The organism is Butyrivibrio sp. INlla16 (assembly GCF_900104155.1).
Lineage (GTDB): Bacteria > Bacillota > Clostridia > Lachnospirales > Lachnospiraceae > Butyrivibrio.
In genome coordinates, this window is record NZ_FMYB01000019.1 from 12,714 (window position 1) to 35,210 (window position 22,497).

Here is a 22,497-nt window from a genome sequence, read left to right on the forward strand (position 1 = left end):
GATATTATGAAAAGATCAGAACTTAGAGAACAGGTTTTTCAGCTTCTTTTTCGTGTAGAATTCAATACACCCGAGGAGATGCGTGAGCAGGAGGACCTGTTCATTGAAACAAGCGACATAGAGATGAGTGCTAAGGATGTTGATTATGTTAAGGAGCGCTACGAGAGCATCGCAGAGAAGCTCCCCGAGATCGACAAGCTCATCAATGAAGTAACAACGGGATGGGATACAGGGCGTATCGGAAAAGTGGAGCTCGCAATCCTGAGACTCGCTGTCTATGAGATTAAATTCGATGAATCTATCCCCACAGGGGTAGCAATCAACGAGGCAGTTGAGCTGTCCAAGAAATTCGGCCAGGACGGCGCTTCTTCCTTTGTAAACGGAGTGCTGGCAAAACTTGCGTAATGTATATACAGTTGAGCAGATAAATTCCTATATTAAAAATATGTTCACGCAGGACTTCCTGCTCTCATCACTTACGGTGAAGGGCGAGGTCAGTAACTGCAAATATCACTCCTCCGGTCACATCTACTTCACGCTTAAGGATGCGTCCGGAGCGATTTCTTGTGTGATGTTCCGCGGGAGTGCTGCTACGGGGCTTAGATTCCGTATGAAGGAGGGCCAACAGGTCTGCGTGACCGGATCAATAGATGTATATGAACGGGACGGGAAGTACCAGCTTTATGCCAGAAAAATTGAACTGGATGGAGCAGGTGCTTTGTTTGAGCGTTTTGAGGCCTTGAAAAAAGAGCTGTCAGAGCGCGGAATGTTTGCCAATGAATATAAACAGCCGATACCAAAGCATATAAAAACGCTTGGGGTTGTGACAGCTCCTACAGGCGCGGCTGTGCGAGATATTATAAATATTTCCACCAGAAGAAATCCCTATGTGCAGATATATCTATATCCCGCAATAGTTCAGGGAGATCAGGCGAAGGAAAGTATAGTCCGCGGTATAGAAACTCTCACAGCAATGAATGTTGATGTGATCATTGTAGGAAGAGGCGGCGGATCTATTGAAGATCTGTGGGCATTTAATGAGGAGGTTGTAGCGGAAGCGATTTTTAATTGTCCGATTCCCATCATCTCGGCAGTAGGTCACGAGACGGATACTACGATTGCCGATTATGTGGCTGATTTAAGAGCACCTACACCTTCTGCAGCGGCAGAACTGGCGGTATATGAGATCGATCTGCTTTTTCAGGATATCGATGCCTACCGCGATATTCTTACCCGCATGATGAACGACAGGATAATGAGACTTCGAGAGAAGGCAGCTTCCGATAGACGCCTTTTGGAACACCTTTCACCGGAGGCGAGAATACGCGACCAGAGAATGAGAGCTGCGCAGGCTGCTGACAGACTTGAGCGCCTGATGACAGACCGCATAAGGGACAACAGGCATCGCCTGGATGTCGATATAGAGAGGCTGAAAGCGCTCAGCCCCCTTGATAAACTGCAGTCGGGATTTTCCTATGTGGCTGATTCCGAAGGCAAAAATGTCAGGAGCATCAAAAATGTTTCGCCCGGCGATAAGATTGAAATAAATGTCAGCGACGGTGTTATCGGGGCAGAAGTTATAGGTGCGGAGAAGAGAAAATATGGCTAAGAAAAACGAAGAAAAAGAAATCACAATAGAAGAAGCCTTCGCTGAAGTAGACGAGCGCATCAAGGCTCTTGAAAAGAGCGATGTCACTCTTGAGGAATCCTTTAAATTCTTCAAGGAAGGCATGGATTTGCTTAAATACTGTAACGATTCCATCGACAAGGTTGAGAAAAAGGTTCAGAAGGTTATGGCTGACGGCAGCACGGAGGATTTTGAGTAATGTCCGATTTTGATAAGATGCTGGATTGCAGAGCGGCAGAAGCAGAGGATATCATAAAGAGCTTTCTTCCCGCTGAGGAAGGCTATCAGAAAAAAGTAATCGAAGCCATGAATTACAGTGTCATGGCAGGTGGCAAGAGAATCAGACCGGTTCTGATGCTAGAGATGTTTAAGATCTTTTCCGGAAAGGACAAGGATCTTGTAGCTCCCTTTGCGGCGGCTATTGAGATGATCCACACCTATTCTCTTGTGCACGACGATCTGCCGGCGATGGATAACGATGAATACAGAAGAGGCCGGAAGACCACGCATGTTGTATACGGTGCGGGAATGGCTACTCTTGCAGGAGACGGACTTTTAAATTATGCATACGAGACCGCTCTGAAGGTATTTTTATGCAAAACAAATACCGATCCCTTCGACGGAGATATCAGTGACAGGAGAGCTAAGGCACTTGAAATCCTCGCCAGGAAAGCCGGCATATACGGAATGGTCGGCGGACAGTGCGCAGACATAGAGGCTGAGGGAAAGGCTGCAGCGGCCTCCGAGGAACTCATTTTCATTCATGAGAATAAGACAGCTGCAATGCTTGAGAGCAGCATGATGATAGGAGCGATTCTCGCAGGAGCCGATAAAAAGGCGCTTGATGATATCGAACAGGCTGCGAGGAAAATAGGAGTTGCCTTCCAGATTCAGGATGATGTTCTTGATGTTACGGGCGACGAAGCGGAGCTTGGAAAGCCGATCGGTTCAGATGAAAAGAATGAGAAGACTACATATGTGACACTTCACGGACTTGAAGAATCAAAAGAAGAAGTCAGGAAGCTTTCGGACGAAGCAGCCTCCATCCTTTCAAAATACGATGGCAGCGAAGAATTCCTGATACCTCTTGTAAAGTGGATGATCTCAAGACAAAAGTGATAACATTTATGCCTTCTCCTATGGAGAAGGTGTCAGCGAAGCTGACGGATGAGGATTAACATGTTACTCGACAGTATAAAGAAACCAAACGACATAAAGAAAATACCGAAAAACAAGCAGGGAGAGCTTGCTCAGGAGATTCGTGATTTTCTCATAGAAAAGATAAGTGTGACCGGTGGACATCTGGCATCAAACCTTGGCGTGGTTGAGCTTACCATGGCTCTTCACTTAGAACTAGATCTTCCGAAGGACAAAATTATTTGGGATGTCGGACATCAGTCCTACACACATAAGCTTTTAACCGGTCGTAAGGACGGCTTTGATAATCTGAGGAAATTCGGTGGGATGAGTGGATTCCCCAAGAGATCGGAGTCGGAGTGTGACTGCTTTGACACAGGCCACAGTTCCACCAGTTTATCAGCGGGACTTGGTATGGTAAGAGCAAGACAGCTCTCCGATGAGAAGTTTACCATCGTATCTGTAATCGGTGATGGTTCACTTACAGGTGGCCTTGCCTACGAAGCCCTTAACAATGCGGCAAAGCTTGATACGAATTTTATCATGGTACTAAACGACAACGAGATGTCTATTTCCGAGAATGTTGGAGGAATGGCAAAATATCTCAATGTTGTAAGAACCAATGAGGGATACCTTAATTTGAGGGATGATATATACAACTCCCTTAAGAATTCCAGTCCCAAGATGGTCAAGGGAATTAGACGTGCAAAGAACAGTTTTAAACAGCTCTTTGTTCCGGGAATGGTTTTTGAGAATCTCGGCATCACATATCTTGGACCGATCGACGGACACGATATCACAGCACTGCGGGCTGCTATCCGCGAGGCTAAGAAGGTTCGTAAGGCTGTTATGATTCACGTGGTTACCAAGAAGGGTAAGGGCTTTGAACCTGCAGAGAGGCATCCTGCGCGCTTCCATGGTACGGAGCCGTTTCTTATTGAGAACGGAATTCCAAGGAATCCCAGAACAACAGCCAATTATCAGGATATTTTCAGCACGGTTATGTGCAAAATAGGTGAACGCGAGCCCAAGGCGGTGGCAATTACAGCAGCAATGGCGGACGGAACCGGACTTAAGAGATTCAGGAATATGTACCCCGACAGATTTTTTGATGCGGGAATCGCGGAGGAACATGCGGTTACCTTTGCAGCAGGACTTGCAGTCGGCGGTTTTCATCCGATTTTTGCGGTGTACAGTTCATTTTTACAGAGAGCTTACGATCAGGTACTGGAGGATGTTTGTCTTCAGAATCTTCCGGTTACCTTTGCGATAGACAGGGCAGGACTTGTTGGAAGCGACGGTGAGACTCACCAGGGAATATTTGATTTGTCCTACCTTTCCAGTATGCCCAATATGCATATAATGGCGCCCAAGAATAAATGGGAGCTTTCCGACATGCTTAAGTTCGCGATTGCTTTCGATGAACCTTCGGCGATCAGATATCCGAGGGGGACAGCATACGATGGACTTGCAGACTTCCGTGCACCTATTGAGATGGGTAAGGCAGAGCCATTGTACAAGGAGAGAGATATCATCCTCTTTGCATTGGGAAGTATGGTGAAAACCGCGGAGAAAGTTCGAGAGATACTTCTTGAAAAAGGCTACAATTGTTCACTTACCAACGCGAGATTTGCTAAGCCTATTGACGGAGAGCATGTGCGGGACGCAGCGAAAAAGCATAAGCTTATAGTTACGATGGAAGAGAACGTTGAGAACGGCGGTTTCGGAGATCAGGTAAGACGCTTTATCTATGATGAGGGAATTGACATTCATCATCTTTGTATAGCTCTTCCGGATGAGTTTGTAACTCACGGCTCATGTGATCAGCTCTATAAGGCACTTGGCGTTGATGCCGAGTCGATTGCCAAAAAAGTAATGAGAAAATATGAGGAAATAACAGTAGATGGCTAAGGAAAGACTGGATGTAATTCTGGTTTCCAGAGGTCTTGCCACTTCCCGTGAGAAGGCAAAGGCTGTCATTATGGCAGGCGATGTTTTTGTAAACGGTCAGAGAGAAGACAAGCCCGGAACATCCTTTGATGAATCAAAAATCACATCTCTTGAAGTGAAGGGAGAACAACTCCCCTATGTCAGCAGAGGCGGTCTCAAGCTTGAGAAGGCTATGAAGAGCTTTGAGCTAAAACTCGACGGCTTTGTATGCATGGACATAGGAGCTTCCACCGGAGGCTTTACGGATTGCATGCTTCAAAACGGAGCAGTGAAGGTGTACTCGGTGGATGTGGGACATGGTCAGCTTGCCTGGAAACTTAGATCCGACGAGCGCGTTGTCTGCATGGAGAAAACCAATTTCAGATATCTTACAAGAGATGATATAGATGATGATCTTGATTTTGCATCGGTTGATGTGTCTTTCATCTCACTTACCAAAATACTTATTCCCGCGAGAAAGCTTCTTAAGGATGGCGGAGAGATGGTATGTCTTATCAAGCCCCAGTTTGAGGCTGGCCGCGAGAAGGTAGGTAAAAAGGGAGTTGTGAGAGAACCTGAGACTCACAAAGAGGTCATCTGCAAGGTAATAGATTTTGCCCACATAATCGGATTTAAGGTTTTAAATCTCGATTTTTCACCGGTTAGGGGACCGGAGGGAAATATAGAATACCTTCTTTATATCAAAAAGGATGAGAGCAGAAACGATGAGGTGTCTGAAATCAATGAAGGCGAGGGACTTCATTTGCTGTCAGAGGTTTTGAGTGCAGGCAATGGTTTTTCAACGGAGCCTGATATGAAGGAACTTATTGAGGAGACGGTAGGAAGAGCACACGGGGAGTTATAAGGTCTATGAGACGGTTTTTCATAATCACTAACAGAGGCAAAGATCCCGGAATGAAGGCCACCCTGCGCATCAGGGATTACCTTGAGCAGAAGGGGGCATTCTGCGAGGTCGCCGAGATAGAGAGCACGGCGAATAAAAACGGCAAGGAGTATTTCTGCAAGGTTCCGGACTGCGTAGAGTGTTGTATTGTCCTTGGAGGCGATGGAACGATGCTGCAGGCTGCGGGTAATGTCCTTGGGAAAAATATCCCGCTTATAGGAGTTAATCTCGGAACGCTGGGATACATGGCGGAGGTTGATCTTTCTGAAGTCGAAAGCGCCATGGATAAGCTTCTTAATGATGAATATGAAATAGAAGACCGCATGATGCTTCAGGGAGTTCTCTGTCAGGGAGAAGAAAAAGGCGTTATCAACTACGCCTTAAATGACATCGTAATCGCGAGATGTTCATCACTCCGGGTTTTCAATTTTAATGTGTATGTTAATGATCTGCCGCTTACAACCTACCAGTCCGATGGAATAATTCTTTCATCGCCTACGGGTTCGACGGCTTATAATATGTCTGCAGGCGGACCGATTGTGGATCCCAAGGCGCGGATACTTCTTCTGACACCGATATGTCCGCATGCGGCTAACGGCAGGACAATAGTTCTTTCCGAGAATGATAAGGTCACTATAGAAATCGGAAAAGGAAGCGGAGACTGTACTTTGGAGCTGGAAGCGTCCCTTGACGGAAGAAAAAGGATGATGATGAAGAGCGGGGACAGAATAGATATCACCGCAGCAAAACAGGTTACCAAGATATTGAAACTAAGCAGTGAAAGCTTTTTAAACATTTTAAGGAAAAAACTCGTATGAAGAAAAAACGTCACAGCAAACTGATCGAAATAATTCAAAACAATGTTATCGAAACTCAGGAGCAGATCGCGGATATGCTCAATGCTGCGGGTTTTAAGGTTACCCAGGCGACCGTATCCAGAGACATAAGAGAGCTCCGACTTACAAAAAGAGCTACTCCTGACGGAAGGCATAAATATGTTTTTGTTCAGGACAGTGCCGGAATGACTGACAAGTATGCGGATGTCCTGCGAGCAGGCTTTATCAGTATGGATCATGCTCAGAATATTCTGGTTATCCGGACGGTATCGGGAATGGCGATGGCTGTAGCCGCTGCTCTTGATGCCATGGAATTTGAAGAGGTAGTAGGATGTATTGCCGGTGATGATACCATCATGGCAGCTATACGTACCAATAATGACGTTCAGAAGGTTATGGATGCCCTGAACGAAATAATAGGCTGATAGTACCTGTCCCATTAAACGGACAGTTATTATATACATTTCCTTGACTTGCCCGAAGAAGCAAAAAGGAAAGAGGTAAATATGTTATACAATCTACATGTGAAGAATCTTGCTCTGATAAATGAGCAGGAGGTTGAGTTTGAAAACGGTCTTAACATAATGAGTGGCGAGACCGGTGCCGGTAAATCAGTTATTATCGGCAGTGTGAATCTGGCGCTCGGTGCTAAAGCTGACAGTGGTATGATTCGCACGGGAGCTGAATATGCTCTTATCGAGCTGACCTTTGGAATCAAAAATGAAGCGCAGCTAAGAAGCCTTAAGGATCTTGATATTCCTGTAGAAGAAGACGGAACACTTATTTTGCAGAGAAAAATCATGGAGGGCAGAAGTGTCTGCAAGGCAAATGGTGAGACAGTAAGCGCAAGGCAGCTTCGGGATCTTTCAAACATACTTATAAATATTCACGGTCAGAATGACCATCAGGAACTCCTTCACAAGAAAAAGCATCTGGAGATACTGGATGATTTTGCAGGTGAGGAGCTTTTGCAGCTTAAGGAAAAGTGTGCAAAGGCTTACGGAAGCTGGAAGGATGTCCTGAAGGCTCTCGATGAGACCAACTTAGACGAGAGAGAACGTGAGAGACAAAAGGATCTTGCGAATTTCGAATACAATGAGATTACTGATGCAGACCCCAAAGAGGGTGAGGATGAGGCGCTTGAGACCAGATACAGAAGAATGGTCAATTCCAGGAAGATTGCCGAGGCAGCAGGTATTGCCGCTGAGGTGACGGGAGCAGGCGACTCCGGTGAAAGCGCTGCGGATGCTATAGGAAGAGCAGTGCGTGAGCTCTCCTCGGTTAGCAGCTATGACGATAAGGCTGCGGAGCTTTTGGGACAGCTCTCTGATATCGATAATTTATTATCTGATTTTCGGCATGCTATTTCATCCTATATCGATGAGCTTGAGTTTGATCCCGAAGATTTTGCGATAACAGAGGACAGACTCAACACCATAAACCATCTCAAGGATAAGTATGGCGGAAGCATTGAGGAAGTTCTAAAGTACAGGAATGAGAAGGAAGAGGAACTAAAAAAACTCGAGGACCTTGCAGCATACCGAGACGGTCTTCTTGCTGATGAGAAGAGGTTCCATGATGAGTTGTTATCCGCCTGCAAGAGCATCTCAGACCTGAGAAAAGAAAACGCCAAAGCTTTATCGGAGCTTCTCCGCAAAGCGTTGGAGGACCTTAACTTCATAGATGTAAGATTCGAGATTGATGTTAAGCCTGACGGAGAGAGAGTTTCCGCGGGAGGCTATGATGATGTGGAGTTCATGATTTCCACAAATCCCGGAGAGAAGATAAGACCCCTCGACCAGGTGGCAAGCGGCGGTGAGCTCTCAAGAATCATGCTTGCGATCAAGACCGTTGTCGCTGAAAAGGATGACATAGACACACTCATTTTTGATGAGATAGATGCGGGAATAAGCGGACAGACTGCATGGAAGGTTTCGGAGAAACTTGGACTTCTTGCAAAGGGTCACCAGATAATCTGCATCACACACCTTCCTCAGATTGCATCTATGGCTGACACTCATTATGAGATCGCGAAGGGAACTCATGAAGAGGGCGGAAACGAGAGAACCGTAACCCGGATCAGAAAACTCTCGGATGATGAGAGAGCATCAGAACTTGCAAGAATGCTTGGCGGCGCTACAATCACAGATTCTGCAATGGAGAATGCGAGGGAGATGATGCGCCAGGCAGAAAAAGTTAAAGCAAAATAGCCGGAGACAATATATGACACTAGACTATGATGATTTTCTTAACAGCATAATGGCCAGCATGGACAGAACCACTCAGGTTGATGTTAATGATATCCCTAACATCAACCTGTATATGGACCAGCTGCTTACTTTTATGGATGAAAGCCTTAGGAAGTCCTCAAGGCATCCCGGAGTGGATAAGATACTCACGAAGACCATGATCAATAACTATGCCAAAAATAATCTGCTTCCTCCTCCGGTAAAGAAGAAGTATTCCAAGGATCACATCATACTTTTGATGTTCATCTATTACTATAAGAACATGCTATCCTTCAGCGATATCCAGACCTTGTTTGAGCCTGTTTACAAACGTTTTGGAAAAGACGATGAGGACATAAATTTAAAAGATATCTACAAGACAATCTACGATGAGCAGAAGGATATTATCGCCCATCTTAAAACTGACATCGAGGAAAAATATAAGACCGCCCAGGCATCATTTCCCGAGGCGAAGGGCGAGGACAAGAACGAACTTCAGATGTTCAATTTTGTCTCAATGCTCGCTTACGATGTTTTCATGAAGATGCTTCTTATCGAGAACATCATCGATCACATCGAAGAGGAGCGCGAGGGCGACAAAGAGACAAAGAAGAAGAAAAAATAATGCCTTCTCCCTCTGGGAGAAGGTGTCGGCGAAGCCGACGGATGAGGGTAATTTTCGAAAGGTAGTACATATTTAATGAGCATTTACGACACCCTGAATAGTGAACAGAAAAAAGCGGTTCTGCAGACAGACGGTCCGGTCCTGATACTTGCCGGAGCAGGTTCGGGAAAGACCAGAGTCCTGACGCACAGGATCGCTTATTTAATTGACGAATGCGGAGTTAATCCCTGGAACATTCTCGCGATCACCTTTACCAACAAGGCGGCCGGCGAGATGCGCGAAAGAGTTGATAAGATTGTAGGCTTTGGCGCTGAGAGCATATGGGTTGCGACTTTTCACTCAACCTGTGTAAGAATCTTAAGACGTTATGCTGACAGAATCGGTTACAGCAACAATTTTACGATTTATGATACGGATGACTCCAAGTCGGTACTTAAGGATATCTGCAAAAGATATCAGCTTGAAACAACTCAGCTAAAGCTCCGCAACATCCAGACTGCGATATCGCATGCAAAGGACAACTGCGTCGATGCCAATGAATACATGCTGGCATCGGGAAACGACTTTAAGAAGCAGAAAATTGCGAAGGCATACATCGAGTATCAGAATACGCTTAAGAAGAATAATGCAATGGATTTTGATGACCTTCTTCTTAACACGGTGAAGCTCTTCAAGGACGAGCCGGAGGTGCTTGCGCAGTACCAGGAACGCTTCAGGTACATAATGGTTGATGAGTATCAGGATACCAACAACGTACAGTTTGAATTTGTAAGGCTTCTTGCAGACAGGTATAAGAACCTTTGCGTGGTCGGTGATGATGATCAGAGTATTTACAGATTCCGCGGAGCGAACATCAGGAATATCCTTGATTTTGAAAAAGTGTATCCCGATGCGACAGTGATAAAACTGGAACAGAATTACAGATCCACACAGAGTATTCTTGATGCGGCTAACGCTGTTATAAAGAATAACTACGGAAGAAAAGACAAAGCCCTTTGGACAGATGAAGGAAAAGGCGAACTCGTCAGATTAAAGGTTGTGAATCAGGCTCCGGAGGAGGCTGAGTTTATAGCCTCTGAAGTTTGCAAACTCAAAAAATCAGGCAAAGCGGATTATAAGGATATCGCAGTTCTCTACAGAACAAATGCGCAGTCCAGACTTCTGGAAGAGAGATTCGTGTATGAAGGAATTCCGTACGACCTTGTGGGTGGAGTGAACTTCTACGGCAGACGTGAGATCAAGGACTGTCTTGCCTATCTGAAGACCATTGATTCCGGTGCGGATGATCTGGCAGCGAGACGTATCATAAATGTTCCGAAAAGAGGAATCGGAGCTACAAGTATCACTCATGTTCAGGAATACGCAGATAAGGCCAATATCAGTTTTCTGAAGGCGTGCGCCGAGGCTGATATGATCCCGGGACTTAATAAGACAGCGCAGGCAAAGTGCAAGGCATTTGCGTCAATGATCGGAGCTTTCAGAGCCTTTGCAAAAGAGGCAAGACTTGATCAGCTTATGCAGCACATCATCAGAGAAATCGGCTACATAGATTATCTCTATACAATCGATGAGGATGCAAACACCGAGGATAACGAGCGTGAGCAGAACGTGGACGAGCTTATATCCAAAATGGCCGGCTACGAGGAAAAAGAGGATGAGCCTACGCTTACGGGATTCTTGGAAGAGGTTGCTCTGGTGGCGGATATTGACAATGTATCCGAGGATGACGACAAGGTGCTCCTCATGACACTTCACAGTGCAAAGGGACTAGAGTTTGATCATGTGTATCTCGCAGGTATGGAGGAGAATGTTTTCCCCAGCTTCATGGCGCTGATGGACGAAGGAGTAGATCCCGAGGGACTCGAGGAGGAGAGAAGACTTGCTTATGTTGGAATAACCAGAGCAAGAAAACATCTCACACTCACAAGTGCCAGAAGCAGAATGACAAGAGGTCAGCTCCAGTACAACCCTGTGAGCAGATTTGTAACTGAGATTCCGGCTGAGCTTCTTGAAAAGGTCGGAGCGGCTGAAGCCTCCTTCATGTATGATGGCGGAGAATCCATTGATGACGACGATGATATCGATCTTGATACAGGTCGCATTTTTAAGAAAAAGATGGATTTCTCAAAACCCACCTATGCAGCCGGTACAGCAAACTCACCTCTTAAGAGGAGTGCTTATGCCGGGACAAAAGCTGCTACCCAGCCAGCTTACGGAAGACCTGTTGCAAAGCCGGCACCTCCCAAAAAGAGAGCGGTACCGAAGGACAAACCTTTTATCGCAGGCGCTGCCAGTGCACACAGCAAGGCCTATCTCGGAAAACCGGGACTCGCCGGATTATCCAAAGGAATGCCGACAGCCGGAGCAGCACTTGATTACGGCGTAGGTGACAGAGTCCTGCATGTTAAGTTCGGTGAAGGAACTGTCCTTGATATCGTCAAGGAACCGAGAGACTATAAGGTCACAATCGATTTTGACGATTACGGACAGAAAATCATGTTCGCTGCATTTGCGAAGCTTAAAAAAGTATAAACTTTGCCAATTCAATAGATTGTGAATTAATAAATGTTATAATATATATAACATTTTATGCCTTCTCCCGCTGGGAGAAGGTGGCACGAAGTGCCGGATGAGGGGTATTAACCACTAACTACATCTTGGAAAGGGGTAAGTAATGGATAAGAACAGAATCGAAGAACTTCTTGAAACAGTCAGAATCAATGAGCTTTTAGAGAAAAAAGAAGCTGCAAACGCTAAAAAGCCATCAAACATTGTTTTGTGGTGCCTTGCAGTTTTCGGAGCAATTGCTGCTGTAGCAACAATCGCTTATCTGGTATTCAATTACATGATGCCCGAGTACGAGGATGATTACGATTATGATGATGACGATTTCGACGACTTTGATGACGACGACTTCGTTGATCTGGATTTGGAGAAATGAAGAAAAAAGATATAGTATCGGGCAGAATCGTTAGGGTTGAATTCCCTAACAAAGGCATTATGGAGACACCTGAGGGAAAAGTGATAGTTAAGAATACACTTCCCGGTCAGAAGGTGTCATGTGTGATTATTAAAAACAGAAATGGCAGAGCAGAAGGTAGGCTCCTCGAGGTTCTCGAAGAGCCTATTGATGCTATAGAAAGCCCCTGCATGCATTTTGGCAAATGCGGAGGCTGCAGCTATCTTACCATGCCTTATGTCAAAGAACTTGGCATGAAGGAACAGCAGGTAAGGCATATTCTTAATCCTATTCTGGAGAAGCAGACTCAGAGTTACACCTGGGAGGGCATTAAGACAAGCCCCATCAAATTTGCATACAGAAATAAGATGGAATTTACTTTTGGAGATGAGGAGATAGGCGGTCCCCTCACTCTTGGCATGCACAAAAGAAACAGCATGCATGATATTGTCAGCGTAACAGGCTGCAGAATTGTGGATGATGATTACAACAACATCTTAAGCGCCACACTTTCGTATTTTGGAGAATTATATAGACAGGAAAAAATCACTTTTTATCATAGAATGAAACAGGAGGGCTATCTTCGACACCTTCTCGTAAGAAAGGCTCAGAAGACAGGCGACATCCTGATAGACATAGTGACGACGACACAGGAAGACCACAATCTCATGAATTACGCGGAGATGCTTCTTACACTTGAGCTCTCCGGGCATATCGTTGGTATTCTACATACAAAAAATGATGCCAAGGCAGATGCCGTAATTGATGAAGGTACGACTGTGCTTTATGGACAGGACTATTTTTATGAGGAACTTCTTGGACTTAAATTCAGGATCACACCCTTCTCATTTTTCCAGACAAATTCTCTTAGTGCAGAGGTTCTGTATGGCACTGTCAGGGAATACATCGATGGACTTTATGACAACATGACTGAGGATCCCGGTGACAAGATTATCTACGATTTATACTGCGGCACAGGTACCATTGCCCAGATAATCGCGCCGATTGCCAACAAGGTTATCGGTGTTGAAATCGTTGAGGAAGCTGTAGCGGCCGCGAAGGAGAATGCAGCGAGAAACCAGCTTGTGGACTGTGAATTTATCGCCGGAGATGTGCTGAAAGTCCTTGATGATATCGTGGACAAGCCCAATCTCATCATCCTTGATCCTCCCCGTGAAGGCATCAATCCCAAGGCACTTAAAAAGATCATCGACTACGGCGTAAAGCACATGATCTACGTAAGCTGCAAACCTACTTCTCTCGCCAGGGATCTCGAAACCCTTGCAGAGGGCGGCTACTATGTTCAAAGAGCAGTCGCAGTAGATCAGTTCCCATGGACAAATCACGTGGAGACGGTGGTTTTGCTTTCCAAGGGCGAGATACCCAGTAAGAAAGTCAAGGTTGAATTCTCATTAGAGGGCATGGATACTGATGGTTTCAAGGATGGAGCTACCTACGATGAGATAAGAGATTGGGTACAGGAAAAGTATGGTATACATGTTACTAACCTGAATATAGCACAGATCAAGAGAAAGAACGGCATTATTGAAAGAGAGAACTATAATAAGCCGAAGTCCGAAGATAGCAAGCAGCCAGGAACAACTCCGGAAAAGGAGAAGGCCATCACAGAAGCACTAAAACACTTTAATATGATATAGAATAATAAAGAGGGGCCGTGGAGAAAATCCACGGCTCTGACTTTAAATGACTGATTACGGCTCTGACCCCAGAAATCTAAAGCCAAGCATTGTGATGTCGTCGAACTGTTCGGCATCAGTAGTAAAGCTTTCAATATCCTTAGTAACTGCCAGAAGGGTTTCCTTCATGGTGGCCTTCTTTGTTTCATTCAAGGCTTTTTTTAGCCTGTCCAGGCCATAGAGACTTTCATAGACATCTGCTGCTTCGGGAATTCCATCAGTATAGACAAAGATGCTGTCACCGGGGTTCATTATGAGCTCGTATTCAGTAAGATTTAGCTTTTTCTTTAGGCCCAGGATAGGAGCATGCGGGTCTTCATATAGTTCATAGGATTTATCCTCGCGGCGGATCATGGGATATTCATGCCCTGCGTTACAGCATTTCATCACACCGGTATTCAAATCAATTATCCCAAGCCACACTGATACAAACATCTTTTCATCGTTTCCCTCACAAAGGGACAGATTAGCTTTTTCAAGAACTTCTACAGGAGAGTAATCCTGCTCGGCAACAGTCCTGATGGCAGTTTTACTCCGCATCATAAAAAGAGCTGCCGGGATTCCTTTACCTGATACATCAGCTATAACAAGGGCAAGCTTCCCTGGCCCTACAAAAAAGAAATCATAAAAGTCACCGCCGACCTGTTTTGCAGGATCCATTGTTGCGTAGATTTCGAAATCGTCCCTGTTAAAGTTATAATTCTTTGGAAGGGCTGAGGCTTGAACGGATTTTGCAAAGGACAGTTCCTGCTCAACTCTTTTTTCTGCAGCAGTAATATATCCTTTTAGTGCTGTTACCATCTGATTTATATCATTGGAGAGTGAAGCAAACTCTGATGAGTCATATACTGATACTTCTTCCTTCAGATTTCCATTTGTTATTTTATTAAGGGATTCATTAACTGTATCAAGGTTGTCTACAACTATGTTTTTTACAAGCTGCGTGATCAGAACAAACAGAACTGCCAGCATTATGATATTTGCAAACAGTGACTCATAGCTTCTTGTATCCCTGTCATCAAATACCTCTGTTAATGGGAGAGTTACAAGAAGAAAAGTGTTCTCATCAAGTGAAACTATTTTGCACCTTGAATCAACACCATAAAAAATCATATTGAAATAATCAGATGATTCATTTTTCTTAATTGCTTCCAGAACTTCATTGGATACGAGATAGCCCTTATGTGTTCCAGCCAGATATCTTGATCTGTTTCTTATAATATCGAAGGTTCCTTCGCTTCCTACGTGGAATTCAAGCTTTTCCAGAATCTCCTCATCAAATGATTTTAGATGCGAATACTGTGTGACAATGTCAGAAATTGATGTCTCCATTTTCGCATTTGCATCTTCAACTGCCTTTTGTGTATGCATCATATGTGATATGGCAAAGTTGAGAGTTAACACTCCGGCAGTAAATACAAAGAGCCAGAAGCGGAATTTTTGTGAAACATGAACCTTATCCAGGGATTTATAAGTAAAGGGGTTCACCCATTCCCTGGCTAAAATCTGAAGAAACAGTGAAGTCAGAAATAATCCAAACGCTGTAAAAAAGATCATTGGAATAGAGTTGTTTTTTACAACCATGAGAGCTGTTGTGATATCTCTTCTGTGGGTCAAAAAAACCATGTACATATGAAACACTTCTACAACGGCACCCATAAAGAAACCATAGATTGCTGATGGCTTTTTTCGATCAAAGAGATAGACAGACATGAAGGCAGCAAGGATACCTGCCATGCATGTCGAAACACTGCAGGCAATTCTTGTATAAGAGCCGATTCCAAAATAAGTACCGATTATATATCTTTCTATCCCGGCAATGAAACCTGCAATAATGCCGGATACAGGGTCAAAGAAAAGACCGGCTACCAGGGGGCTAAGATCCCTTATATTTAAAAGGCTGTGACCATAGTTCACATTGAAGTGGTTGGAAAGAACACCGCAAAGTCCAAATATAACGCCTATCAGTATTTTTTGATGCACAGGAAGTTTTCTGCCCTGGAATCTGCGCCATAGAAGTACTGTTAAAAGGATATGTGCGGCAACAATAGACATCATTTTGATGATCATTATAAGCATAAAAATCACCTCTGGTTCATCCGAAAAAACACGCAATTTACTGAATATCATCATAACATAAATCGATATCTCAAATATTGAACGAAAACTAAAATAACTCTAAACCGGGCAAAAAACAAACACACATTCGAATTAAAAAAGGCTTAACCACGCGAAAATGACCGAATAGACATAAAAAACGACCGAATAGACATAAACTATATAAGCTGCTGGAAACTTGCGATAAAATGTCAATAGTATCTGAATTTGTATTTGATGAAACCGGAAAGGAACTGCGTGTATGGCAAATGAAACAATATTCAGAGACAAGTCCATTGAACGTATATCATCACCAGAGCAGCTGAATGATTATGTAAAGCTCACAAATCCTGGTGTTTGGTTTGTGTCTTCCGCGATTCTGATAATCCTTATAGGTACCATTGTATTTGGAACTGTAGGTCACATAGATTCATCTGTCCCCAGTGCTTTGATCTCTGATGGAGAGACATCAGTGTGCCTTGTTAAGAGAGAATATGGCGAGAAATTTACTGATGATATGCATGTAAAAGTTGATGGAACAGAATATAATGTTTCACTTAAGGCTGCTAAGCCAGTTGCCATAAACCCTGACGTAGATTCTTATACCCTTTTTGTGGGAAATATGGAAGTTGGTGAATGGGTGTATGAGATAGATGTAGACGGACAGATTCCTGAAGGTGTTTATGAGGCAAGGCTGGTAACTGAGAGGATTTCGCCTCTTTCATTTATATTTGGTGGACAATGACAAAGGAAAACAAACTTAAACAACCCGTGCAGGGAAAGGTGGCAAAGGTGCCATTTATCATGCAGATGGAAGCATTAGAGTGCGGCGCTGCATCTCTTGCCATGATCCTTGCCTATTATGATAAGTGGATTCCATTAGAGCAGGTGAGACGTGATTGCGGAGTATCAAGGGACGGCTCGAATGCTCTTAATATCATGCGTGCAGCACGAAACTACGGTCTCGAAGCCACCGGCTACCGATATGAGCCTGATTATCTCAGGGATAATGGAACTTTTCCCTGCATTGCACACTGGGAGTTTAATCACTTTGTGGTAGTGGATGGGTTTAAAAATGGAAAAGTATATTTAAATGATCCGGCAAGAGGCACAGTAACACTGCCTTTTGAGGAGTTTGATGAGAAGTTTACCGGGCTGTGCGTTCTCTTTTCGCCATCAGAAATATTTGAGCCCGGTGGAAAACCCAAGTCAACATTTGAGTTTGCAAAAAAGAGACTGGTTGGGTGCTCTGTTGCAATAGCTTTTGTGATTGCCATGAACATTATAAGTTCTCTTATAGGTATTATTAACCCTGTCTTTTCCAGAATATTTATGGACAGACTTCTTACCGGAAAGGATCCGGACTGGCATATTCCCTTTATTATTGTAATGGCAGCTTTTGGCTGCATTCAGCTTATAAGTCAGTTAATAAGCACAATATATTCAAGGCGCATTGATGGAAAAATGTCCATATATGGAACAACTTCATACATGTGGAAGGTATTAAATCTTCCCATGGATTTCTTTTCCCAGAGATATGCCGGGGATATCTTATCCAGAAGAGCGGGAAATGCCAGTATATCCAATTCCCTGATATATACCTTCGCACCAATGGCACTTAATACTTTTATGATGGTGTTTTACCTGGTTGTAATGCTCAAAAACAGCGTGATTCTTACCATGATCGGGATATCTTCCATAGTGATAAATATGCTGATCTCCAGGATTATTTCTGCGCGCAGGGTAAATATCTCGAGAATACAGATGAGAGATGCAGGAAAGCTTTCAAGCTGCACCACAGCTGGGATTGAGATGATCGAGACAATAAAATCCAGTGGCGCTGAAGATGGATACTTTCAGAAATGGGCAGGCTATCAGGCCAGTGTAAATACTCAGAAAGTAAAATTTGCAAAGCTTAATCAGTATCTGGGAAGCATTCCGAGCCTTGTTTCGGCACTGACCAATACTATAGTCCTTGCAATGGGAGTGTATCTGGTGATAAATGGCAGGTTCACTATCGGTATGATAACTGCATTTCAGGGATTCCTTTCTTCCTTCTCAGCTCCGGCTTCAACTTTTATCTCAACGGGACAGACGATGCAGGAACTTAGGACTGACATGGAGCGCATTGAGGATGTTATGGAATATCCTGAGGATGATAACGGAGCTGCAAGGTATACCACAGGAGAAGGCGAATATAAGAAACTGAGCGGAGAAGTTGAGATGAAGAGTGTCACCTTTGGCTATTCCAAACTGGCAGATCCGCTTATTAAAGATTTTTCACTAAAACTTGAAAGAGGGAGCAGGGTTGCATTTGTAGGTGAAAGCGGATGTGGAAAGTCAACTCTTTCAAAGTTGTTGTCGGGGCTTTATAGTCCCTGGGAAGGTGAAATTCTCTTTGACGGGCGTCCCATGAAGGATATTGACAGAAGTGTATTTACAGGATCTCTGGCAGTGGTTGATCAGGACATTATCATGTTTGAAGATACAATATCATCCAATATCAGAATGTGGGATGATTCCATAGAAGAATTCGAAGTAATTGTAGCAGCAAGAGATGCCCAGATACATGAAGACATCATGACAAGAGATGGTGGCTATGAATACAGGATGATAGAAGGTGGTAAGGATTTTTCCGGTGGACAGAGACAGCGAATGGAGATAGCAAGAGTCCTGGCCCAGGATCCCACAATAGTCATCCTTGATGAAGCTACATCAGCGCTTGATGCAAAGACAGAATATGACGTGGTCAATGCAATAAAGGATAGAGGCATTACCTGCATTGTTATCGCCCACAGACTTTCAACAATAAGAGACTGCGATGAGATCATAGTTTTAAAGCACGGCGAGGTTGTAGACAGGGGTACCCATGAGGAGCTTTATGCAAAGGGCGGGTACTATAAAGAACTTGTACAAAGTGAATGATATCCTAAAGAGGAAGTGATCATATGGGCTGGTTTGACGATCAGATTAAACTCAGAAAACAGAATGATGAAATCGCTTTTGACTCTGCATTCAGGAAGATAGCCGGAGCAGTTACGGGAGGCGGTGGTTTTGCATCTTCCATGGATGATTCGGAGAAGGCTCAGAGTGCCATAGATGATATCTTAAGCTACTATCATGTAAAGAAAGCTGATATTCCCAAAAAGATAGTGACAGTAGAGGAAAAGCTGGATTTTGCTCTGCACCCATCGGGAATAATGTACAGAAGAGTTGAGCTAACCCCTGGATGGAGAAAAGATGCTTTTGGAGCAATGCTGGGCTTTAGAAAAAGAGATAACTCGCCGGTTGCACTTCTTCCTTATGGGCTTACACATTACAGATTCTATGATGATCTGTCTGGGAAACATGCGATTGTTGACAGCAGGAATGAGTCTCTTTTTACAGGAGAGGCCTTTGCCTTTTACAGACCATTTCCACTTAAGAAGCTTGGAATTAAGGAGCTGGCAGGATACATAATCAGGGTGATTGAACCGGCGGATTATGTACTGATCGCTCTAGCAACGCTTGCAGTAACTTTGGTGGGAATGCTGACTCCCAGAATAAATCTGTTTCTGTTCAGGGATGTGATAGGCAGCGGAGATGTATCACTTCTTGTGGTGACAGCTATGTTCCTTCTTTGTTCATCCTGGGGAGCTCTTATGCTAGGCTCGGCCAGGAGCCTGATTTCATCAAGAATAGATACGAAACTTAGTATATCTGTGGAAGCAGCCACAATGATGAGAATATTGTCACTCCCTGCCGGTTTTTTCAAGGATTACAGTTCAGGAGAACTCTCATCAAGAGCCTCTTATGTGAATTCACTGTGTTCCACTCTGGTTTCGGTTGTTTTAAACACTGGGCTGACATCTCTATTTTCGCTGGTATACATAACGCAGATCTTTGCATATGCACCGGGACTGGTTGTACCTGCACTTATCATAATTACAGTTACTGTTGGATTTTCAGTAATATCATCTTTGGTTCAGATGAAACTTACAAAAAAGCAGATGCTGCTTGGATCCAGGGAAAACGGTATGAGCTACGCTTTTGTTTCAGGGATCCAGAAGATAAAGCTTACTGGGGCAGAGAAAAGAGCATTTTCCAGGTGGGGCAACCTCTACGCAAAGGGTGTGGAACTTAGATATAATCCGCCTATGTTTATAAAGATCAATTCCGTGATAAGCTCAGCAATTTCTATTACAGGAACCATTGTCATGTACAATCAGGCAATAGTCACGCATGTATCTACTGCTGAATACATGGCCTTTAATACAGCTTATGGAATGGTATCAGGTGCCTTCATGTCACTGTTTGGAATTGCACTTACGGCTGCAAATATCAGGCCTACTTTTGAGATGGCGCAGCCTATCCTTAGGACAGAACCTGAAGTTTCTGAAAACAAAGAAACTCTCACAAGAATCTCAGGCGGAATCGAGATTATAAATCTTTCCTTTAAGTATAAGGAGAATACGCCGGTTATAATCGATAATCTTTCACTTAAGATAACTCCGGGGCAGTATGTAGCCATTGTTGGAAAGACAGGTTGCGGAAAATCGACACTGGTAAGATTGCTCCTTGGATTTGAGAAGCCTACAAAGGGCGGTATCTTCTATGATGGGAAGGATATAAATGCCATTGACCTTAAATCACTTAGGAAGCACATAGGAGTGGTTACCCAGAACGGCAAGCTGTTTCAGGGTGATATTTACTCAAATATTGTTGTTGCAGCGCCCCAGCTGACTCTGGATGAAGCCTGGGAAGCAGCCAGGATTGCAGGAATTGATGAGGATATCCGGCTTATGCCAATGGGAATGAATACCCTCATCTCAGAAGGAAGCGGAGGCATATCGGGCGGTCAGAAACAGAGGCTAATGATAGCGAGGGCAGTAGCACCAAAACCCAAGCTCCTTATTTTTGATGAAGCCACATCCGCACTTGATAATATCACCCAGAGGAAAGTTTCTGAAGCTCTGGATGAAATGGATTGCACCAGAATCGTCATAGCACATAGACTTTCTACCATAAGGCAGTGTGACAGAATACTTGTATTTGATGGTGGTCATATCGTTGAGGATGGCACCTATGAAGAGCTGATAAGTAATAATAGCTATTTTGCAAGTCTTGTTGAGAGACAGAGAGTTGACGCGTAAGGAGGTATCTATGGAGACAACTTGGGAAGTTAAAGGAGAGGATCTTTTTGTAGGAATAAGCGGTAAGCTTGATACCATGAATGCTATGGACCTTGACGAGAAGTTTAATGACATTCCGGATGAGGTAAGAAACATTTACTTTGACCTTGACGGACTTATTTACATTGCATCTGCAGGTCTGCGTGTTCTTTACTGGGCAAACGAATACACTGAAGAAAAGGGCGGAACAGCAGTGCTTCGCAACGTTTCTGCGGAAGTTCTTGAGATACTGAAAATTACCGGATTTAAAGATTTTGTGAATATAGAGTGAATGCTTATGGGAGATATAAAAGAGCTGACAATTGAAGCAAGGCTTGAAAACATAGAGAGAGCAATAGACTTTATCAATTCTGAGCTGGAGAAAAAGGGATGCATGTTTGATGTCATGCAAAGGATCGATCTTGCCCTGGAGGAGATGCTGGTAAATGTCTCGCATTATGCGTATGGTGAGAGCAAGGGAGAAGCAAAGGTGGAAATCAGCTTTCCTGAGGAAGGCCTGGTACAGCTTGATATATGGGATAAAGGAATTCCTTATGATCCAACCAAGAAGGAAGATCCTGATGTGACAATTCCACTTAAACAGCGTAAAAAGGGTGGTCTTGGAATTTATATGACAAAGATGGTCATGGATGAGATGAGCTATGAATACATAGATGGACGTAATCATACCATTCTCAGAAAAGATCTTAACAAAAAGGTAATCATATAAGTATAAGTGTAAGCTAACTATAAACAAGTAACCTATAACAAGAAGGAGAAATAGCATGGAAAAGATCAAAAAGAGCACAAACACAGCAGTAAAGGTGGCAGGAGTATTCAAAACTCTCAGCATTGTAGGACTTATAGGCTGTGTAGTAGGAGCGGTACTCAGCTTTGCTATGTCAGGTTTCATTGCTCAGTATTACTCGGATCCGAATAACCTTGTAGCAGCTCAGAATTCCCTTGATGCTGATATGGGAATCTTTGGTTTTATTCCCTTTGATTCGTTGAAAGATTCCGGTGCTTATGGAGCATTCTTTGGAATACAGCTTCTTTGTGCTGCGGTAAGTGCATTTGTGTATGTTTACCTCTTTTCTGTTCTCAAGAAAGTCATGGAAAATATCCGTGACACTGGAAGGAGCTATGCTGAAGCTGATGCAGCAAAAGTAAAGACAAGCTTTATCATAATAACTGTTTTGCTGTTTCTTTTCAGCGGATTGGTAGAGGCTGTAATAGCCGGAATACTGCTCTGTGGTCTTTATAATGTAACGGCGGTTTCAGGACAACAGGTTTAAGTGAAGATACTGA

Annotated in this window: 20 protein-coding genes; 19 read left to right on the top strand and 1 reads right to left on the bottom strand. The window is 43.9% G+C overall.

The genetic code is table 11. The features are described 5' to 3' along the window. The first annotated feature begins 6 nt into the window (after nucleotides 1-6). The 13 genes from nusB to rlmD all read left to right on the top strand — a co-directional run bounded on the left by nusB (nucleotide 7) and on the right by rlmD (nucleotide 13,903). A complete protein-coding gene (nusB, locus tag BLR42_RS10385; RefSeq protein ID WP_091868815.1) occupies nucleotides 7-405 on the top strand; it encodes a transcription antitermination factor NusB in 399 nt (132 codons plus the stop codon). Then, a complete protein-coding gene (xseA, locus tag BLR42_RS10390) occupies nucleotides 398-1,609 on the top strand; it encodes an exodeoxyribonuclease VII large subunit (RefSeq protein WP_091868818.1) in 1,212 nt (403 codons plus the stop codon). The genes nusB and xseA overlap by 8 nt, the downstream gene beginning before the upstream one ends. Beyond that, a complete protein-coding gene (gene xseB / locus BLR42_RS10395) occupies nucleotides 1,602-1,826 on the top strand; it encodes an exodeoxyribonuclease VII small subunit (RefSeq protein WP_026498100.1) in 225 nt (74 codons plus the stop codon). Before xseA ends, xseB begins: the two co-directional genes overlap by 8 nt. Beyond that, nucleotides 1,826-2,746, top strand: coding sequence for a polyprenyl synthetase family protein (locus BLR42_RS10400; protein WP_091868820.1), 921 nt, complete (start codon nucleotides 1,826-1,828; stop codon nucleotides 2,744-2,746). The genes xseB and BLR42_RS10400 overlap by 1 nt, the downstream gene beginning before the upstream one ends. A gap of 60 nt (nucleotides 2,747-2,806) precedes the next feature. Continuing rightward, nucleotides 2,807-4,675 carry a 1-deoxy-D-xylulose-5-phosphate synthase gene (dxs, locus tag BLR42_RS10405; protein WP_091868822.1) on the top strand — a complete coding sequence of 623 codons (1,869 nt, stop codon included), beginning with the start codon at nucleotides 2,807-2,809 and terminating at the stop codon, nucleotides 4,673-4,675. After that, complete coding sequence (locus BLR42_RS10410) at nucleotides 4,668-5,558, top strand: TlyA family RNA methyltransferase (RefSeq protein WP_091868825.1); 891 nt, start codon at nucleotides 4,668-4,670, stop codon at nucleotides 5,556-5,558. The genes dxs and BLR42_RS10410 overlap by 8 nt, the downstream gene beginning before the upstream one ends. 5 nt (nucleotides 5,559-5,563) lie before the next feature. Beyond that, nucleotides 5,564-6,415 carry an NAD(+)/NADH kinase gene (locus tag BLR42_RS10415; RefSeq protein WP_091868827.1) on the top strand — a complete coding sequence of 284 codons (852 nt, stop codon included), beginning with the start codon at nucleotides 5,564-5,566 and terminating at the stop codon, nucleotides 6,413-6,415. After that, nucleotides 6,412-6,858 carry an arginine repressor gene (argR, locus tag BLR42_RS10420; RefSeq protein ID WP_022761932.1) on the top strand — a complete coding sequence of 149 codons (447 nt, stop codon included), beginning with the start codon at nucleotides 6,412-6,414 and terminating at the stop codon, nucleotides 6,856-6,858. Before BLR42_RS10415 ends, argR begins: the two co-directional genes overlap by 4 nt. A gap of 81 nt (nucleotides 6,859-6,939) precedes the next feature. Next, complete coding sequence (recN, locus tag BLR42_RS10425; protein ID WP_091868829.1) at nucleotides 6,940-8,643, top strand: DNA repair protein RecN; 1,704 nt, start codon at nucleotides 6,940-6,942, stop codon at nucleotides 8,641-8,643. Nucleotides 8,644-8,656: 13 nt separating this feature from the next. Then, nucleotides 8,657-9,286: a DUF1836 domain-containing protein gene (locus tag BLR42_RS10430; protein WP_091868831.1), complete on the top strand. Its 630-nt coding sequence runs from the start codon at nucleotides 8,657-8,659 to the stop codon at nucleotides 9,284-9,286. Between the two features lie 75 nt (nucleotides 9,287-9,361). Further along, on the top strand, nucleotides 9,362-11,818 hold the full coding sequence (locus tag BLR42_RS10435) for an ATP-dependent helicase (RefSeq protein ID WP_091868833.1): 2,457 nt from the start codon (nucleotides 9,362-9,364) through the stop codon (nucleotides 11,816-11,818). A 142-nt stretch (nucleotides 11,819-11,960) separates the two neighbouring features. After that, nucleotides 11,961-12,227: a DUF4366 domain-containing protein gene (locus BLR42_RS10440; protein ID WP_091868836.1), complete on the top strand. Its 267-nt coding sequence runs from the start codon at nucleotides 11,961-11,963 to the stop codon at nucleotides 12,225-12,227. Beyond that, complete coding sequence (rlmD, locus tag BLR42_RS10445; RefSeq protein WP_091868839.1) at nucleotides 12,224-13,903, top strand: 23S rRNA (uracil(1939)-C(5))-methyltransferase RlmD; 1,680 nt, start codon at nucleotides 12,224-12,226, stop codon at nucleotides 13,901-13,903. The genes BLR42_RS10440 and rlmD overlap by 4 nt, the downstream gene beginning before the upstream one ends. Nucleotides 13,904-13,957: 54 nt before the next feature. Here rlmD and BLR42_RS10450 read toward each other — a convergent pair whose 3' ends face one another. Next, nucleotides 13,958-16,021 (bottom strand): SpoIIE family protein phosphatase, encoded by a 2,064-nt coding sequence (locus BLR42_RS10450; RefSeq protein ID WP_170832725.1) that lies wholly within the window; start codon nucleotides 16,019-16,021, stop codon nucleotides 13,958-13,960. Between the two features lie 280 nt (nucleotides 16,022-16,301). On the opposite strand from BLR42_RS10450, the gene BLR42_RS10455 reads away from it, so the two are divergent. Genes BLR42_RS10455 through BLR42_RS10480 form a run of 6 tightly spaced genes read left to right on the top strand, consistent with a single transcriptional unit; the run spans nucleotide 16,302 to nucleotide 22,484 of the window. Continuing rightward, nucleotides 16,302-16,784 (top strand): hypothetical protein, encoded by a 483-nt coding sequence (locus tag BLR42_RS10455; protein WP_091868843.1) that lies wholly within the window; start codon nucleotides 16,302-16,304, stop codon nucleotides 16,782-16,784. After that, nucleotides 16,781-18,964, top strand: coding sequence for an NHLP family bacteriocin export ABC transporter peptidase/permease/ATPase subunit (locus BLR42_RS10460; protein ID WP_091868845.1), 2,184 nt, complete (start codon nucleotides 16,781-16,783; stop codon nucleotides 18,962-18,964). The genes BLR42_RS10455 and BLR42_RS10460 overlap by 4 nt, the downstream gene beginning before the upstream one ends. Before the next feature lie 23 nt (nucleotides 18,965-18,987). After that, complete coding sequence (locus BLR42_RS10465) at nucleotides 18,988-21,171, top strand: NHLP bacteriocin export ABC transporter permease/ATPase subunit (protein ID WP_091868847.1); 2,184 nt, start codon at nucleotides 18,988-18,990, stop codon at nucleotides 21,169-21,171. A 10-nt stretch (nucleotides 21,172-21,181) separates the two neighbouring features. Further along, nucleotides 21,182-21,481 carry an STAS domain-containing protein gene (locus BLR42_RS10470; protein ID WP_091868849.1) on the top strand — a complete coding sequence of 100 codons (300 nt, stop codon included), beginning with the start codon at nucleotides 21,182-21,184 and terminating at the stop codon, nucleotides 21,479-21,481. Between the two features lie 6 nt (nucleotides 21,482-21,487). Then, nucleotides 21,488-21,919: an ATP-binding protein gene (locus BLR42_RS10475; RefSeq protein ID WP_170832726.1), complete on the top strand. Its 432-nt coding sequence runs from the start codon at nucleotides 21,488-21,490 to the stop codon at nucleotides 21,917-21,919. A gap of 55 nt (nucleotides 21,920-21,974) precedes the next feature. Next, nucleotides 21,975-22,484, top strand: coding sequence for a hypothetical protein (locus tag BLR42_RS10480; protein ID WP_091868853.1), 510 nt, complete (start codon nucleotides 21,975-21,977; stop codon nucleotides 22,482-22,484). Nucleotides 22,485-22,497 lie beyond the last annotated feature (13 nt).

Coding starts and splice junctions, on each gene's coding strand:
- nusB (WP_091868815.1), top strand. CDS start 7: ATGAAAAGATCAGAACTTAGAGAACAGGTTTTTCAGCTTCTTTTTCGT.
- xseB (WP_026498100.1), top strand. CDS start 1,602: ATGGCTAAGAAAAACGAAGAAAAAGAAATCACAATAGAAGAAGCCTTC.
- BLR42_RS10400 (WP_091868820.1), top strand. CDS start 1,826: ATGTCCGATTTTGATAAGATGCTGGATTGCAGAGCGGCAGAAGCAGAG.
- dxs (WP_091868822.1), top strand. CDS start 2,807: ATGTTACTCGACAGTATAAAGAAACCAAACGACATAAAGAAAATACCG.
- BLR42_RS10410 (WP_091868825.1), top strand. CDS start 4,668: ATGGCTAAGGAAAGACTGGATGTAATTCTGGTTTCCAGAGGTCTTGCC.
- BLR42_RS10415 (WP_091868827.1), top strand. CDS start 5,564: ATGAGACGGTTTTTCATAATCACTAACAGAGGCAAAGATCCCGGAATG.
- argR (WP_022761932.1), top strand. CDS start 6,412: ATGAAGAAAAAACGTCACAGCAAACTGATCGAAATAATTCAAAACAAT.
- recN (WP_091868829.1), top strand. CDS start 6,940: ATGTTATACAATCTACATGTGAAGAATCTTGCTCTGATAAATGAGCAG.
- BLR42_RS10430 (WP_091868831.1), top strand. CDS start 8,657: ATGACACTAGACTATGATGATTTTCTTAACAGCATAATGGCCAGCATG.
- BLR42_RS10435 (WP_091868833.1), top strand. CDS start 9,362: ATGAGCATTTACGACACCCTGAATAGTGAACAGAAAAAAGCGGTTCTG.
- BLR42_RS10440 (WP_091868836.1), top strand. CDS start 11,961: ATGGATAAGAACAGAATCGAAGAACTTCTTGAAACAGTCAGAATCAAT.
- rlmD (WP_091868839.1), top strand. CDS start 12,224: ATGAAGAAAAAAGATATAGTATCGGGCAGAATCGTTAGGGTTGAATTC.
- BLR42_RS10450 (WP_170832725.1), bottom strand. CDS start 16,021: ATGCTTATAATGATCATCAAAATGATGTCTATTGTTGCCGCACATATC.
- BLR42_RS10455 (WP_091868843.1), top strand. CDS start 16,302: ATGGCAAATGAAACAATATTCAGAGACAAGTCCATTGAACGTATATCA.
- BLR42_RS10460 (WP_091868845.1), top strand. CDS start 16,781: ATGACAAAGGAAAACAAACTTAAACAACCCGTGCAGGGAAAGGTGGCA.
- BLR42_RS10465 (WP_091868847.1), top strand. CDS start 18,988: ATGGGCTGGTTTGACGATCAGATTAAACTCAGAAAACAGAATGATGAA.
- BLR42_RS10470 (WP_091868849.1), top strand. CDS start 21,182: ATGGAGACAACTTGGGAAGTTAAAGGAGAGGATCTTTTTGTAGGAATA.
- BLR42_RS10475 (WP_170832726.1), top strand. CDS start 21,488: ATGGGAGATATAAAAGAGCTGACAATTGAAGCAAGGCTTGAAAACATA.
- BLR42_RS10480 (WP_091868853.1), top strand. CDS start 21,975: ATGGAAAAGATCAAAAAGAGCACAAACACAGCAGTAAAGGTGGCAGGA.